14 protein-coding genes and 1 tRNA gene are annotated in these 15,296 nt (G+C 72.5%); 11 read left to right on the top strand and 4 right to left on the bottom strand.

Annotation, left to right across the window (positions count from 1 at the left end; translation table 11 throughout):
• Nucleotides 1–57: 57 nt before the first annotated feature.
• The 4 genes from ACFV1W_RS24430 to der all read left to right on the top strand — a co-directional run bounded on the left by ACFV1W_RS24430 (nt 58) and on the right by der (nt 4,021).
• Nucleotides 58–324, top strand: a complete 267-nt coding sequence (locus tag ACFV1W_RS24430) for a hypothetical protein (RefSeq protein ID WP_380419355.1) — start codon at nt 58–60, stop codon at nt 322–324.
• 31 nt (nt 325–355) lie between these two features.
• On the top strand, nt 356–1,477 hold the full coding sequence (locus ACFV1W_RS24425) for a DUF4419 domain-containing protein (protein ID WP_380419354.1): 1,122 nt from the start codon (nt 356–358) through the stop codon (nt 1,475–1,477).
• Nucleotides 1,478–1,698: 221 nt separating this feature from the next.
• Complete coding sequence (gene cmk / locus ACFV1W_RS24420; RefSeq protein WP_380419353.1) at nt 1,699–2,412, top strand: (d)CMP kinase; 714 nt, start codon at nt 1,699–1,701, stop codon at nt 2,410–2,412.
• A 154-nt stretch (nt 2,413–2,566) separates the two neighbouring features.
• On the top strand, nt 2,567–4,021 hold the full coding sequence (gene der, locus ACFV1W_RS24415; protein ID WP_380419352.1) for a ribosome biogenesis GTPase Der: 1,455 nt from the start codon (nt 2,567–2,569) through the stop codon (nt 4,019–4,021).
• A 93-nt stretch (nt 4,022–4,114) separates the two neighbouring features.
• Here the strand turns inward: der and ACFV1W_RS24410 are convergent, their stop codons facing one another.
• Both ACFV1W_RS24410 and ACFV1W_RS24405 read right to left on the bottom strand, forming a co-directional pair.
• Complete coding sequence (locus ACFV1W_RS24410; RefSeq protein ID WP_380419351.1) at nt 4,115–4,765, bottom strand: hypothetical protein; 651 nt, start codon at nt 4,763–4,765, stop codon at nt 4,115–4,117.
• A 264-nt stretch (nt 4,766–5,029) separates the two neighbouring features.
• Nucleotides 5,030–5,935, bottom strand: a complete 906-nt coding sequence (locus ACFV1W_RS24405) for a hypothetical protein (RefSeq protein ID WP_380419350.1) — start codon at nt 5,933–5,935, stop codon at nt 5,030–5,032.
• Nucleotides 5,936–6,528: 593 nt separating this feature from the next.
• Between ACFV1W_RS24405 and ACFV1W_RS24400 the strand changes: the two genes are divergently transcribed.
• Together ACFV1W_RS24400 and ACFV1W_RS24395 are read left to right on the top strand one after the other, a co-directional pair.
• On the top strand, nt 6,529–7,272 hold the full coding sequence (locus ACFV1W_RS24400) for a transglycosylase family protein (protein WP_380419349.1): 744 nt from the start codon (nt 6,529–6,531) through the stop codon (nt 7,270–7,272).
• Nucleotides 7,273–7,413: 141 nt separating this feature from the next.
• On the top strand, nt 7,414–7,875 hold the full coding sequence (locus ACFV1W_RS24395; protein ID WP_380419348.1) for a transglycosylase family protein: 462 nt from the start codon (nt 7,414–7,416) through the stop codon (nt 7,873–7,875).
• Here ACFV1W_RS24395 and ACFV1W_RS24390 read toward each other — a convergent pair.
• Nucleotides 7,844–8,455 (bottom strand): alpha-ketoglutarate-dependent dioxygenase AlkB family protein, encoded by a 612-nt coding sequence (locus ACFV1W_RS24390; RefSeq protein WP_380419378.1) that lies wholly within the window; start codon nt 8,453–8,455, stop codon nt 7,844–7,846. The genes ACFV1W_RS24395 and ACFV1W_RS24390 overlap by 32 nt on opposite strands.
• Before the next feature lie 375 nt (nt 8,456–8,830).
• Between ACFV1W_RS24390 and ACFV1W_RS24385 the strand changes: the two genes are divergently transcribed.
• From ACFV1W_RS24385 to ACFV1W_RS24365, 5 genes are all read left to right on the top strand, one after another.
• Nucleotides 8,831–9,721: an acyl-CoA thioesterase gene (locus tag ACFV1W_RS24385; RefSeq protein ID WP_380419347.1), complete on the top strand. Its 891-nt coding sequence runs from the start codon at nt 8,831–8,833 to the stop codon at nt 9,719–9,721.
• A 229-nt stretch (nt 9,722–9,950) separates the two neighbouring features.
• Entirely contained in the window at nt 9,951–10,739 is a 789-nt protein-coding gene (locus ACFV1W_RS24380) for a DUF1684 domain-containing protein (RefSeq protein ID WP_380419346.1), read from the top strand.
• Nucleotides 10,740–10,914: 175 nt separating this feature from the next.
• Nucleotides 10,915–12,243: an MFS transporter gene (locus tag ACFV1W_RS24375; protein ID WP_380419345.1), complete on the top strand. Its 1,329-nt coding sequence runs from the start codon at nt 10,915–10,917 to the stop codon at nt 12,241–12,243.
• Nucleotides 12,244–12,381: 138 nt separating this feature from the next.
• A tRNA-Pro gene (locus ACFV1W_RS24370) sits at nt 12,382–12,455 on the top strand.
• 530 nt (nt 12,456–12,985) lie between these two features.
• Nucleotides 12,986–14,053 carry a hypothetical protein gene (locus ACFV1W_RS24365; protein WP_380419344.1) on the top strand — a complete coding sequence of 356 codons (1,068 nt, stop codon included), beginning with the start codon at nt 12,986–12,988 and terminating at the stop codon, nt 14,051–14,053.
• A 120-nt stretch (nt 14,054–14,173) separates the two neighbouring features.
• On the opposite strand, the gene xerC is transcribed toward ACFV1W_RS24365, so the two are convergent.
• The gene (xerC, locus tag ACFV1W_RS24360; RefSeq protein ID WP_380419343.1) at nt 14,174–15,268 is read right to left on the bottom strand and encodes a tyrosine recombinase XerC; all 1,095 of its coding nucleotides are present in this window, start codon (nt 15,266–15,268) and stop codon (nt 14,174–14,176) included.
• Between the last annotated feature and the right edge of the window lie 28 nt (nt 15,269–15,296).

The following is a 15,296-nucleotide window of genomic DNA, read 5'->3' as shown; positions in this document are numbered from 1 at the left end:
CCGGCGGGGGAAGGCGCATTCGTAGCCGCCGGGGGCGGGTGGGGAGGGGGAGCGGGAGTGATCGTCGAACTGCCGCTGGGGGAGACCCGGCGGGGTTCGGCCGGTGAGCCGGTGGACCTCGGGAACGAGCGGTTCCTGCGGGCGGTGGCGGGCGGGGAGTTCCTGATCCGCCACCGCACTGTGACGGCGATGGTCGAGCCGCCCCGGCCGGTCCGCCCGCAGCTCGACGATCCGCAGCCCGACGATTGGGAGCGCGTCGAGCCGGAGCCGACCTGCAGTCTGCTGCTGCGGGCCACGCGGCCTTCGCGGATCACCTGCCGCTGAGCCTGTCGCCGGACGTGCTCTGGTACGCGTGGTGCACGAGGTCACGGTGCACGTACGGATGTACCCGCCGCGCTACCGGGCGCTGTTCGCCGCGGCGGGCCGGGAACGGGTGCTCACCGTGCGGGACGACACACCGGCCGGAGCGGCGGGCGGAGTCGACGCGGACGCCGACTGGGGGCGGTCGCTGCGGCTGGTCCGGGAGCCGCTGACGGCGGCGCTGGGCGCCGAGCTGGTGGAGCTGTTCCGGCCGGGCTTCTCCACCACGACGCCGGACGACGAGGCCTCGGCGCTGGTGGCGCTGATGGACGTGGTCAGCCCGTACTACGACTTCCGCTGGGAGACCCGCTGCGGCATCCCGAAGGTCCGGCTGGAGGGCACGGCCGAGGACTGGGCGCTGCTGGAGGCGCGGGTCGGGGAGCTCGCGGGCTGGTTCGAGCCGCTCGGGCCGTGGTTCGCCGAGTTGCACCGGGTGCTGGCGGAGATCGCGGCGACGGCGGCGGGCGGACCGGTGGACGAGGAGTTCTGGCGCTCGCTGTACAAGTGGGACTCGGAGTCCGGCGGGGACTTCGTCTCCGGGTGGATCACCGCCTTCTTCGCCCACACCCAGACGCTCTCGGGGCCGGAGCCGCGCACGGACTTCCGCTGGCGGGACGGGCGGGTGCGGTTCGAGGAGAACGCCTTCCCGTCGCACGTCTCGAAGGTGCCCTTCGAGTGGCGGACGCCGGCCGGGACCAGTCGGACGGCCTTCGTGGGCGGGGTGCTCGGGATCGAGCGGGACGGCGAGTACGTGCGGCCCCGGCTGGGGAACGCGGTGCTGGAGGTCGTGCGGGAAGCCCTGGACCCGGCGGCCGAGCAGGCGGAGCTGGCGGCGGCGCAGTTGCCGGAGGGGTGGACGATCGAGCGGGTGCGGGAGGTCAGCGGGTCGGAGTGGGCCAGGCCGGTGAGCACGGACGGCGTTCGCGTCGTGGACGGGGGCGGTGAGCCGCTGGGCAGGGCGGTGGCCGTCGTCCGCTTCTCGGTCTTCTACCTCCTCCGGTGTGCGGACGACGACGACTGGTACGCGGGGATGCTGTTTCCCGACGGCCTCGCGCAGCGGGAGCTCTCGCTCGGGCCCGATCTGGCGAGCGCGTTGGCGCGGACGTCGCAGTGGTGAGGTGCGGTGACGGCCCTGCGGTGGCGGCCCTGCGGTGACGGTCCTGCGCCGATGTCCCTGCGGCGATGTCCCTGCGCTGACCGGGCCGGAAGGGGGGCGGGACAGGGGCGGGACGGGGGCGGGACGGGGTCGGGCGGCGGTCCATTAACCTTGAGGGAGACAATCCCCGGCCGTCCGCCCGCGCAGGCGCCGGCTTCCATGCTCAGAGAGAGGTTCGCCCCGTGGACACTGCCGACCGAGCGTACGCCCCGGTCGTCGTCGCCATCGACGGACCCTCCGGCTCCGGCAAGTCGACCGTCTCGCGGGCGGTCGCCGCCCGGCTGGGCCTGAGCTTCCTGGACACCGGCGCCATGTACCGGGCGATGACCTGGTGGATGCTGGCCAACGACGTCGACGTGACCGACGCGGAGGCGGTGGCCGTCGCATGCGGCAAGCCCGTGATCGTGTCCGGTACGGACGCCGACGGTCCGACCATCACCGTGGACGGCCGGGACGTCTCCGGCCCGATCCGGGGTCCCGAGGTGACCTCGCAGGTCAGCGCCGTGGCCGCGGTGCCGGCGGTGCGGGCCCGGCTGGTCGAGCTGCAGCGCGGCTGCGCCGAGATCGCCGAGCGCGGCATCGTCGCCGAGGGCCGGGACATGGGGACCGTGGTGTTCCCGCAGGCCACCGTCAAGGTGTTCCTGACCGCCTCCGAGGCGGCCCGGGCCGAGCGCCGGGCGGCCGAGCTGCGCGCCAAGGGAGTGGACGAGGCGACCATCACCGCGATGGCCGCCGACCTCGCCCGCCGCGACGCCGCCGACTCCTCGCGCGAGACGGCTCCGCTGGCCCAGGCCGCGGACGCCGTGCTGGTGGACACCAGCGAGCTCACCCTGGAGCAGGTGATCGACCGGATCGCCGCGCTGGTGGAGGAGCGGGCGGGACTGTCGTCGGTCTGAACAGCTGGTTGGATGACTCGGCTGGTCAGGCGACCATTGAACGAACCGCGGGCCGGCGAGGCGCCGCGGCGGAAACCATCGCGCTGCCCCCTCGGGGCAGGTACGCACGGCGCGCCCCTGGGAAGGGCCGGGCCGGGAAACGGAACAGACGAACATGACCGCAGAGCACTCCGCCACTGGCCCCGGTGAGCTGGACGCCGCCGACTACGCCGAGTTCATGGCCCTCGCCGCCGAGGAGGGCTTCGACCTCGACGGCTTCGACGGCGTGGACGGCGCCGAGCACGTCCGGCTGCCGGTGCTGGCCGTCGTCGGCCGCCCGAACGTCGGCAAGTCGACGCTGGTGAACCGCATCATCGGCCGCCGCGAGGCCGTCGTCGAGGACAAGCCGGGCGTCACCCGCGACCGGGTCACCTACGAGGCCAGCTGGAACGGCCGGCGCTTCAAGGTGGTCGACACCGGCGGCTGGGAGATCGACGTCCTCGGCATCGACGCCATGGTCGCGGCCCAGGCCGAGCTGGGCATCGAGCAGGCCGACGCGGTGCTGTTCGTCGTGGACGCCACCGTCGGCGCCACCGACACCGACGAGGCCCTGATCAAGATCATCCGCCGGGCGGGCAAGCCGACCGTCCTGTGCGCCAACAAGGTCGACGGCCCGTCCACCGAGGCCGAGGCCGCCTACCTGTGGTCGCTCGGCCTGGGCGAGCCGTACCCCGTCTCCGCGCTGCACGGCCGTGGCTCCGGCGACCTGCTGGACGCCGTCATGGCCGCGCTGCCCGAGGCCCCGCCGCAGACCTTCGGCGACGCCGCCCCCGGCGGCCCGCGCCGGATCGCGCTGATCGGCCGGCCCAACGTCGGCAAGTCCAGCCTGCTGAACAAGGTCGCCGGCGAGGAGCGGGTGGTCGTCAACGAGCTGGCCGGCACCACCCGTGACCCGGTCGACGAGATGATCGAACTCGGCGGCAAGACCTGGAAGTTCGTGGACACCGCCGGTATCCGCCGTCGGGTCCACCTGACCGCCGGCGCCGACTTCTACGCCTCGCTGCGCACCTCCGCCGCGCTGGAGAAGGCCGAGGTCGCGGTCGTCCTGATCGACGCCAGTGAGACCCTCGCCGAGCAGGACACCCGGATCATCTCGATGGCCGTCGAGGCCGGGCGCGCCGTCGTCGTCGCCTACAACAAGTGGGACCAGCTCGACGAGGAGCGCCGCTACTACCTGGAGCGCGAGATCGAGCGCGACCTCGTCCAGGTGCAGTGGGCCCCGCGCGTCAACGTCTCGGCCAAGACCGGCCGGCACATGGAGAAGCTCGTCCCGGCGATCGAGACCGCGCTGGAGGGCTGGGAGACCCGCATCCCGACCGCGCGCCTGAACGCCTTCCTCGGCGAGCTGGTGGCCGCCCACCCGCACCCGATCCGGGGCGGCAAGCAGCCGCGCATCCTGTTCGGCACCCAGGCGGGCATCCGGCCGCCGCGCTTCGTGCTGTTCGCCTCGGGCTTCCTGGAGGCGGGCTACCGGCGCTTCATCGAGCGCCGGCTGCGCGAGGAGTTCGGGTTCGTGGGGACGCCGATCTCGATCTCGGTGCGGGTTCGGGAGAAGCGCAAGAAGAAGTAGCAGTAGTAGCGGTAGTCGGCAGTACGGCCGAGGGCTCTGTCACCGGTGGTGGCGGGGCCCTCGGCCGTTTCCGGGCTTCGCCGAACGGCCGGGTCAGTGGTGGTCGCCGCCGACGCGGCCCGGGGGGAGCGAGAGCATCTGGCGGTGGCGGCCGCCGGTGGACTGGGCGGCGGCGAGGTCGGTGACCGTGCCGAGCACCGGGGAGGGCGCCGGGGGCGGGGCGGGGGTCGCGGGCGGGAGCGGATCGAGGTAGCCGGCGGCGACCCAGCCCTGGCCGTTGGTGAACTGGGGGGAGGAGGGCGGGGCGTGGCCGTGGCTCTGGCCGTGGCCGTCACCGGTGCGGGTGGAGGGGACGGCGGCGTCGGTGGTCGTGGTCGTGGTCGTGGTCGTGGTCGTGGTCGTGGTGGGGTCGGGGCTGGGGGTGGGGGTGTGCTGTGACTGTGCCGGCATGAACTGGGGGAGGCCGGACGACTGGCCCGCGTAGGTGTGGAAGCTCTGCTGCTGGGGCGGGTGCGGGTACGAGCGCTGTTCGCCGAGCAACGGGTGACCGTCTCGGATCGCGAAGCCCGTGAACCTCAGGTCCTCCTCGCCCGAGCGGTCGCCGGGCAGGGCGCGGAAGAGTCGGCGGTACTCGGAGTACAGCTCGTCGTAGATCGGGGTCGTCGAGTGCGGGTGCTCCGCGTCGTACGACGGGCGCATGCCCGGGATCGAGCGGGCTGAGGTGGTGGACCGTCCGGCGGCCACGGAGACGTCGTAGCTGTACACGTAGGAGCCAACGAGTGAGAGGCGGCGGGGGATGCGGGGCGTTCGGCGGACGGCGGGGCCGCGTGGGGCAGCCGCGGGGCCGGGGAGGCTGTCGGCGGCGCCGCGTGGGGCGGGGCGGGCAGAGCGGCGTGGGCGTCCGGTGAGCGGGCCTGGGGACCGGACGGCGGGCGTGCGCCGGATGCTCCGGACGGTGGCCGCTGACCCGGGTCGGTTCGCGGCCACCGTCCGAAGCACCGGAGTGGATCAGGTGCCGGCCAGCGGGAGGGAGGCGGCGACCACCTGACCCAGCGCCACCGCCCGCTCCAGCGCCTGGCGCAGCAGGTCCTCGCGGGGCTGGCGGCCGACCATGCCGGCCGGGACGGCGTACATGGTCACCTCGGAGAGCTGGCTTGCGGCCATCCGCCAGGCGTCGGTGACCTGGAGCGGCTGGTGCGCCTGCCACCAGCCGGTGCTGCCGCCCGCCGCGGCGGGCTGGAGGATCGCGTGCAGCTTGCCCATGGCGACCAGGACGGACCAGCCGGGCAGCTGCTCCGGGGTCACGTCGAGGTCGCCGACCCGCTGGAAGCCCGCGTCCTGGAGCAGGTCGAGGAACTCGTCCTCGCCGGAGGTGCTGCCGGGGCGGCCGACCGGGCCGGTGGGTTCGACCACCAGCGAGGCGTGACCGACCTTGCCGTGCAGGACGAGCCCACAGGTGATGCCGAGGATGGCGGCCTGGCCGGGGGCGGCCGGCTGGGGCGGGGCCCCGGCGGCGCCCTGCGCCGGGACGGCGAAGTCCGGGGTGGGGATCGTGAAGTCCGGTGCGGGGACCGCGAAGTCCGGTGCGGGGACGGCGAAGTCCGGGGCAGGGGCCGTCAGGTCCGGCCCGGCGGTGTGGGACTGGCTGATGCTGCGGACGGCGCCGGCCAGTTGCTCCTCGGCGACCGGCACGACCTGGGACGGGATGCATCGGGCGTGGGCGAACGCCAGGACGGCGGTCTCGTCACCGACGAACAGCACGGTGCTGGTGGGCTCCGCGTGGGTGTCGCCGGGCGTGCGGCAGGAGGTGCATTCGTAGCTGTCGGGGGCGCGGTCGCCGCCGAGCAGGCGGTCGGCCTCGTCGTCGCCGATCTCGGACCGGACCTCGTCGCTGACGTCGAGCATGCGCGGCACAGGGTCTCCTCGGATGGGTGCGGTTGGGGTCACGGGGGCGGACTCGGGGAGGTCGCCATGCCCAACGGGCCCCTGTGTCAGGCGTCACGGGTGCCCGTCGAGGCTGACGGGAATTGCCCCGGATCCGATCGCCGGACGTGTTCCCGTGGTCGCAATGTGTCGATGTCGGGGACAGGACTGCCGGAATGAAGCAGTGAGGTGAGTCACGGATCCTCGATGTTTGATCTAGGAAATGACGGCCAAATCGGACATTTAGGTCATGAATCGATGGTCGTTACCGCCGGTAACCCGCTGCTGAGCTGGGCAGACCGGTGGAGTTTTGGTTTCCGTGGTGACCGGCTCGTAGCTTCTTTGGCGGCGCAACGAGCGCCACCCGGGCTCACCCCCGACGCACCGCCCCCCGGTCCCGCCGGGCGCGGCAGGTGCCCACCGACGCGATCGCTCGAACAGGTCGCCGGCGAGCGGCTGGGTGGCCGGGGCGGCAGCGGCACGTCCGACACGTGCACGGCCGTCCGACGGACGCGGCAAGCGAAACGCGGCCCTCTCCAGGGTCTGGTTCCGCATGCCCGCCCGGGGCTGTCGAGAGGAACCCCATGACCTTCCGTAACGAGAACGCCGCTGCCACCACCGCTGCCACCAAGCGCAACCGCGTTCGGATGGCCGTCGTGGCGGGTGCCGCTGTCGCGGCCCTGCCGGTGGCCGGCCTCGTCACGGCCACCTCGGCCTCTGCCGCGCCCGTCTCCACCTGGGACGCCGTCGCCCAGTGCGAGAGCAGCGGCAACTGGGCCATCAACACCGGCAACGGTTTCTACGGCGGTCTGCAGTTCACCTCCAGCACGTGGGCCGCGTACGGTGGCACCGCCTACGCCGCGCAGGCCAACCTCGCCACCAAGGCGCAGCAGATCGCCGTTGCCGAGAAGGTCCTCGCCTCGCAGGGCCCCGGTGCCTGGCCGGTCTGCTCCGTCAAGGCGGGCCTGACCAAGGGTGGCGCCCCGGCCGCCGTCGACACCACGGCCGGCTCCTCCGCCGCCAAGCCGGCGCAGACCCCCGCGCCGAAGGCTGCCGCCCCGAAGGCCGCGGCCGCCCCGAAGGCCGCTGCCGCGCCGAAGGCTGACGCCCCGAAGGCCGCTGCGCCGAAGGCCGACGCCGCCAAGTCCTGGAAGGGCTCCGACGGCGCCAAGCCCGCCAAGGGCAACTACACCGTCAAGTCCGGTGACACCCTGAGCTCCATCGCTGCCGCGCAGGGCCTGGACTGGCACGACCTGTACAAGAACAACGTCAAGGTCATCGGTGGCAACCCCGACCTGATCTTCCCGGGTCAGACGCTGAGCATCTGAGACCCGATGAGCTGACCGTCGGTCGGCTCGGGTCGTGCCACGGCCGCTCTTCCGCCACGCGGGGGAGCGGCTGTCGGCGTTCCCGGCGTGTCGGGGCGGGTGGCGGCCCGCTCGGGGCCGAGCTGCCTAGGGTCGGCTGCCGTGCCGTATGCGAGTGACGAACGGGCGTTCCGGGCCGAGGCCCGGGTGGGTGCCGCGGTGGCGGTGGCGATGGCCGCTGTAGTGGTGATGGCCGTGGTGGTGGCGGCGGTCGTGGTCTCGGGCGGCGTCCGGGCGGGCGCGGCGCCGCGGGTCGCGGACCTGGTCTGGGACGAGCTCGCCGACTGCGAGAGCGGCGGCGACTGGCGGGCGGACACCGGCAACGGGTACTACGGCGGCCTGCAGATCGGGCCGCCCACCTGGGTGGAGTCCGGCGGCCTGCACTTCGCCGACCGTCCCGACCACGCGAACCGGCGGGAGCAGACCATGGTCGGGGAGGAGATCGTGCGGCGGCAGGGGTGGGAGGCCTGGCCGTCCTGTGCGCGGGAGCTGGGGTTGCTGGGGCATGGCCCGACACCCCTGCCCTCGGCCCCTATGCGTTCAGGCCGGACTGCCGGACCGTGACGTTGAGCCGCCCCACCAGCCCGAGCGCCGGGTCCGCCGTCCCCGGCAGCGTTCGGACCACCCCGTGGTACGCGAACCGGGCCGGCCCGCCGAAGACCAGGAGGTCGCCGCTGCGCAGCTCCAGGTCGGTCCACGGCCTGGTCCTGGTCTCGGTGTTCCCGAGCCGGAAGACGCAGTCGTCGCCCAGCGAGAGCGAGACCACCGGGGCGTCCGCGCGCTCGTCGCGGTCCTGGTGCAGGCCCATCTTCGCGCCGTGCGGGTAGTGGTTGACGATCGCGGTGTCCGGCTCGTACGCCGCCGCGCCCGCGATCTCTCCGACACGGTCCCCGTACGCCTCCGCCACCGCCCGTCGGGCCAGCTCGCCGAGCAGCGCCGGGAACGGCTTGACGGGGGCGCCGTCCTCGGCGACGCGGGCGTAGCCGTACGGGTACCAGTGCCAGCCGAGGCTGACCATCCGCACCGACATGACCCCGCCGGTGGGCATCCGCACGCTGTGCAGGCCGGCGGGCGGCCGGGCCCACTCCCGACAGGCGGCGACCAGCCGGAGCTGCGCGGCGGGGTCCAGCCAGCCGCGGAGCAGGACGGCTCCGGGGGCGGGCTCGGACCGTACCCGCGCGGCCGGTCCACCCGCGCCCGGGGAGTTGCCGGACCGGTCGTCGGGTTGGTCGTCGGGTTGGTCGTCGAACAAGTCACCCTGGATCACCCCACCATCCTCCTGCCTCCTGCCTCTGCCCTCCTGTCTCCTGCCTCTGCCCTCGTGCCCCCTGCCTCCTGTTTCGCCCCGTCCTGGGGCGCTGGGCATTTCGAGGGTGCTCGGCCGTTCGTCGGCCTGTCCACTCGTTTACACGTTCGAGTGAATCGGTCGTTCGGGACCGGTGAGCGGGAATGACCCGGGCCGCCGGAGAATTCGAGTGAGCTGGAGAACTCGATCGGAATCACGAATGGGAGCGCGCGCATGGGTACCCCCGTCGACGACCTCGTCGATCTGCTGGACCTGGAGCAGATCGAACTGAACATCTTCCGGGGGCGCAGTCCCGAGGAGGCGCTGCAGCGCACCTTCGGCGGGCAGGTCGCCGGGCAGGCGCTGGTCGCGGCGGGGCGCACGGTCGAGGGCGAGCGCCCCGTCCACTCGCTGCACGCGTACTTCCTGCGCCCGGGGGTGCCCGGCGTGCCGATCGTCTACCAGGTAGACCGGATCCGCGACGGCCGCACCTTCACCACCCGCCGGGTGCTCGCCATCCAGGGCGGCCGGTCGATCTTCTCGCTGACCGCCGACTTCCACAGACCGGAGGAGGGCAGCATCGAGCACCAGTACCCGATGCCGTCGGTCCCGGCGCCCGAGGACCTGCCCAGCGCGCTGGACGAGGTCGGCTCCCGGCTCGGCGAGCTGCCCCCGTTCATCAGCCGCCGCCAGCCCTTCGACATCCGCTACGTCGAGCGGTTGCGCTGGAGCAAGGAGGAGCTGGTGGACGTCGAGGCGCGCAGCGGTGTCTGGCTGCGCACCAACGGCCCGCTGCCGGACGATCCGCTGATCCACGTCTGCGCCCTGACGTACGCCAGCGACATGACGCTGCTGGACGCCGTCCGCGCCCCCGTCGAGCCGTTGTGGGGCACCCGGCACTTCGACATGGCCTCGTTGGACCACGCGATGTGGTTCCACCGGCCGTTCCGGACCGACGACTGGCTGCTCTACCAGCAGGAGTCCCCGATCGCCCACGGCGCTCGCGGCCTCGCGCGCGGGCAGATCTTCGACCGGAACGGGCAGCTGGTGGTGTCGGTGGTGCAGGAGGGCCTGTTCCGACCCCTGAAGGGCCGAGGGGCTGAGGGTGAGGGGCCGAGGGGCTGAGGGCCGGTGTCCCGACCGTCGTGCTGCCGCCGCACTGCCGCCGTGTTGCGGTCCGCTTGCGGCTCCTTGCCGTGTCTTGCGGTGTCCTACGGGCTCCTTGCAGTCTCCTTGCGAGGTCGGCGGCTTGCCGAGACCGGGGAATGATCCGTACCGGCGCCCGGCGTTGTGCAGGATGACCGAGACGGACGGCTCGAACGGCGGGCCGTCCGCGGACCGGGAGGGTTGACCGATGACGGCGACGGCCGCGGAGGACTGGAAGCACTGGTGTGACGGGCGGGCGGCGTCGGTGAGCGCGCCGCACGGCCAGCTCGCACTCACCGGCACGCACTGGCTGGGGCTCGAACCGGTCGAGGTCCCTGGTCTGCCCGGGCGCTGGCGGGCCGACGCCGAGGGCGTCCGGGTACGGGCCGTGGCGGCCGACGGTATCACCGTCGACGGCGCCGACGGTCCGGTCGACGGCGAGGTGCTGCTGCGCCCCGACACCGACCCGGCCGCCGACACCGCCACCCTGGGCGAGCTGCTGCTCGTTCCGATCGAGCGGGAGGGCGAGCTCGCCCTCCGGGTCTTCGACCCGTCCTCACCCGGCCGGACGGGTTTCGCGGGCATCGCCGCCTACCCGTACGCCCCCGAATGGGCCGTACCCGCCGTCTACACCCCCTTCGAGGAGGAGGAGCGGTCGGTGCTGGTCGCGAACGCGGACGGCAAGGACCGCCCGCTGGCGGTCACCGGAACGATCGAGTTCACCGTGGCCGGGGAGCACCGCACGCTGACCGTCAGCCGCGCCGGGCAGCGCCTCACCGGCGTCATCGCGGACGCCACCAGCGGGATCGACACCTACCGCTTCCGCTTCATCACCTTGCCGGCGCCGGACGGGGACGGCCGGACCGTCCTCGACTTCAACCGGGCGTACCTGCCGCCCTGCGCCTTCGCGGACCACTTCATCTGCCCGTTCCCACCGCCGGGCAACCGGCTGGACTTCGCGGTGGAGGCGGGGGAGAAGCAGGTGCTGAGCAGGTAGGGCGCGGCGCGGGAGCGGCGTCGTCCGCGTCGTCCGCGCCGTCCGCGTCGTCTGTGTCATCTGAGTCGTCCATGTGGTCGGCCGACCGGGAGCGGGCCCGGTCGGCGCGGCGGGCGGACGGGGGAAGCGGACCCGGTTTTGGGTTCGGCGGAGGCCGGAGCAACTATGGACCGTTGTGACGACCAACCAACCCCCTGACGCCCCGGCCGCCGCTCCGCTCGCTCCGTCCGCTCCCCCGGCTCCGTCCGCTCCCGCTGCTTCGCCGGGTGTTCCCTGGTACCGGCGGGCCTTCGCCGATCTGAGCCCGCTGCGGGAGAACCCCGACTACCGCCGGGTCTGGTCCGGCCAGGCGGTGTCCTCCATAGGCCAGCAGATGACCGCCGTGGCCGTCTCCGTCCAGGTCTACGACCAGACCGGCTCCGCCTTCGCGACCGGCCTGGTGGGCTTGTTCTCCCTCGTTCCGCTGGTCGCCTTCGGCCTGTACGGCGGCGCCATCGCCGACACCGTCGACCGCCGCAAGCTCGGCCTGATCGGCTCGGCCGGCCTGGCCGCCGTCTCCGCCCTGCTCGCCGCCCAGGCCCTCGCCGGGCTCGGCCTGGTGGCCGTCCTCTACACGGCGGTCGCCCTCCAGGCCGGGTTCTTCGCACTCAGCTCGCCCGCCCGCTCGGCGATGATCCCGCGGCTGGTCCCCGCCCACCAGCTCCCGGCGGCCAACGCTCTGAACACCGTCAGCATGAACCTCGGCCTGACCGTCGGCCCGATGCTCGGCGGCGTCCTGATCGGCGCCTTCGGCGCCCAGGCCGCCTACCTCGTCGACACCGCCGCCTTCGCCGGCACCCTCTACGCCATGTGGCGCCTGCCCGCCATGCGGCCGCAGGGCGAACGCAAGGGCCGCGCCTCCGTCCTCGACGGCCTGCGCTTCCTCCGCGAGCAGCCCAACCTGCGCACCAGCTTCCTCGCCGACCTGGCCGCGATGATCTTCGGCATGCCGCGAGCCCTCTTCCCTGCCATCGCCGTCACCTTCTACGCCGGAGACGCCCGCACCGTCGGCCTGCTCGTCTCCGCCCCGGCCGTCGGCGCCCTGATCGGCGCGCTCTTCTCCGGCTGGGTCGGCCGGGTCCACCGCCAGGGCGTCGCGATCCTCGCCGCCGTCTCCGCCTGGGGCCTCGCCATCGCCGCCTTCGGCGCGCTCCACAACCTCTGGCTCGGCCTCCTCCTGCTCGCGGTGGCCGGCTGCGCCGACACCGTCAGCATGATCTTCCGCAACACGATGATGCAGGTCGCGGCCCCCGACGAGATGCGCGGCCGCCTCCAGGGCATCTTCATCGTCGTCGTGGCCGGCGGCCCCCGCCTCGGCGACTTCGAGTCCGGCGCCGTCGCCGCCCTCAGCAACCCCGCCACCTCCGTCATCACCGGCGGCCTCGCCTGCGTCGCCTGCGTCCTCCTCCTCGCCGCCCGCCGCCCCGCCTTCCTCACCTACGACGCCCGCCACCCCACCCCCTGACCAACCCCACCCCGATACCTGGCAGCGAGCACCCCCCGACGTGCTGTATTGTTTTCCACGTCGCCGGGACAACCGGAGACAAGGTCGAGAAGCCAACCGGCAGAGCCCCCCAGGCCCCGCCGCACGGCACCGAGACCACGGGACGTGGCGCAGCTTGGTAGCGCACTTGACTGGGGGTCAAGGGGTCGCAGGTTCAAATCCTGTCGTCCCGACCGCGAGTTTTCGCAGGTCGGAGGGCGCTTCCATCGGAATGATGGGAGCGCCTCTTTGTGCGTGTCGCAGGGTGGTGGTCGCATGGTGGTCGCACCCTGACCGGCCCGGGAATGCTGCCTGATGTGAGGCGGCGCTAACCAACTCGCCTTAGCTAGGCTGGAGTTGGGGCCGAATGGTCAAGCGTGGTGCCTCGCGGTCGGAGGAGTTCGGCCCTCCCGAATGGGTGATCCGCCACTGTCGAGTTGACGGGTGCCATGCGTGATCTTCCCCGTCGGCGACTGATCCGTGCAGATTTGTCCGGATTTCTGCGCCTGGATGCTCGCTCGCGGTTCGACCGAGTGATCGTTCCGATGCGACCACCACGCGATCACCAGAACCTGGACGTGCTCGCTGAGCTGCTGCCACCCCTTGAAAGTGCGACAAGGAAAGCTCTTCGTCCGTCCGTGCGCCGGAAAGCGTTGCCAAGCGCTCGGGTCACAGTCGCCGAGCAACTCGCTCTGCGTCTTTGTGTTGTCGGGTTGGGGTCGCGATGCTGAGCCAGGAAATGCACCGGCTTCGGTTGGGTCAGATCTTCGCGGCTGATGTTCCGTTGGGGTTGTTCCAGGAACTGCCGCTGTCGTGTTTCCGGTCGTCGTCCGGTCTGGGAAGGCTTCATGGTGAAGCGGATTGCGCGCAGCTGCGATCCGCGCCGGCGGTCCACCGTTCGGAAGTGCCGCTGACTTTTGCGGTCGGGGAGTTGTGCACGCATTGCGCGTGGCCGGTTCCGGCAGGGCATCCGCTCGTCGCCTTCGCTGAGGCGGTGTCATCTCTGACGCCGTTGAGGACGGGGGCGGAGTTCCAGGCGGGCCCGGTTGCGGAGGGGGCGGGACGGGCGGACTCGCGTGATGCGCGTGAGGGACGGCGCCGAAGGTGGCGGCGACTGCAGGCGCAGTTGCTGGAGAGCCACACGGTCGCGGCGGCGTACCCGTGGCTTGCGTTGTGGGTCGAGCCGATGCAGGTCTCTCTCGCCGGGGCCGTCGACCGCGCACGTCGGGACATGGCCTTGCTGCTGGACGAGGCTGTTCTGCTTGATACGGCCTGTGCCGCAGCCCTGCCGGCTCCAGCGCTCGGCGAGGGTGGGTCGGCTCTCGTCGGTCCGGGCCCCAGTGGTTCGTGGCTGGTTCAGGAGGCGTGGGCGTGCTGGCAGCAGGAGTGCGCCACGGACTGGGGCGGCCTGGAGGCGGGCAGGAGCGCGGCCTCGGCGGTGGTCTATGAGGCGTTCGGGTCCCGCCGGCGAGGTCGCACGGAGGCCCTCGACGCGCTGGATCTCCTCGTCGACGAATGGAACGGCCGGGCGCGCGCTCTGGCCGCCCAGCACGCGGCGGTTCCCCGTCGCTCGCTCACGGTCGAATTCCCCCCACTCGTCCGCACCCACAACGAAGAGGAGGAGGACCAGCTCACCAGATGGGAGGCCGGTGTCCTCGCCGTGTATCAGGTGGCCGTGCACTGGTCGGCCGGGAGCATCGACCTGCTGGTGCCCGGGCCCGTCGCCGATCAACTCCTTCGCAACAGTTCGCTTGCCGCAGTGGCGGAGGACCACGAACATCCGGGCCCGTGATCACCGCATCGCGAATCCGCGAGCGGCACAACGCGCCGGGCTTGGAGCCGGCTGTGTCCGGTCCGGCTCCAAGCCCGGTATGAGAGAAGCGGTGGCGCCCGAAAGCCGGGACCTCCGTGGTTAGGCGGCGCGTCCGAAGCGGTCGGGGCGGCCCGATTCGAGGTCTGCCTCGGCGTGTGCGAGGGCGTCGGCCAGGGCGTGGACCGCTTCGTCCGCGGCGTGCTTGAGCAGGTGCCCGTAGATGTTGATGGTCGTGGCCAGGGTGGAGTGCCGCAGGGTCTTGGAGACCACCGCCATGGGCACACCGGAGGTGATCATGATGGTCGCCGCAGTGTGCCGCAAGTCGTGCACCCCGATCCGCGGCAGCTCGACCTCGGCCGAGCGGCGCCGCAGCTCGTTAAGGACGTGCTGGGGCCGCAGCGGCGCGCCGTCCACCCCGGCGAAGACCAGTCCCTCCAGCGGCGCGCCCGGCGGCAGCAACGACTGCTGGTGGTCGGCCTGTCGCCGCAGCGCGTCCATGGCCCGCGCATTGAGGCTGACCCAGTTCAGGCTCGCCTTGGTCTTCGGCGGCCCCAGGTGCAGCTCGTTGTTGTTGACCGCGGACAGGGTCCAGCGGACGTACACCTTGCGCTCCATGAAGTGCACGTCCGTCCAGTGCAGACCCAGTGCCTCACCGCGCCGCAGACCCGTTCCCAGGATCACCTCGAACAGGTCCCCCAGCTGGTCCGCGTAATGCCGGGCATTGTGGCGAAGGAACGCAGCGGCCTGCAGCGGGGTCCAGCACAATCGCTCCGGCGAGGCCGGCCGCGCCGTGATCGCCCGCCGGGCCGGATTGTAGGTCAGGCGCTTGCCGCGCACGGCCTGGCCGAGCGCGCTGCGCAGGACGGCGCCGGCCCGGTAGACGGCGACCGGCCCGCGCCCGGCGGCGCGCTGGTCGGTGCTCCACTTCTCGATGTGCCGGGCTTTAAGGTCGATCAGCCGGATCCGCCCGAACGCGGGCAACAGGTCCTTGTGGACGTATGCGTGGTAGTTCACGTACGTGGACGCTTTGAGGGTCTTCTCCTTCAACGCGAGCCACTCGAGCAGGTAGCCGCCCACGGTGATCTTCGGGTCCTCGAAGACCCCGATCCGTTCGGTGGCCAGCACGAGCTCCAGCGCGTGCCGCGCGTCGTTCTCCGAGCGGTAGCCGCTGCGGCGGCGGGTCTTTCGTCCCACCTCCGGAGACGGCAGGTCCACCGCGTAC

The organism is Kitasatospora sp. NPDC059648, assembly GCF_042734825.1.
In the GTDB taxonomy this organism is placed as follows: Bacteria; Actinomycetota; Actinomycetes; order Streptomycetales; family Streptomycetaceae; genus Kitasatospora.
Note: the sequence above shows the minus strand (reverse complement) of the source record. Positions and strands in the feature narration are given on the sequence as shown.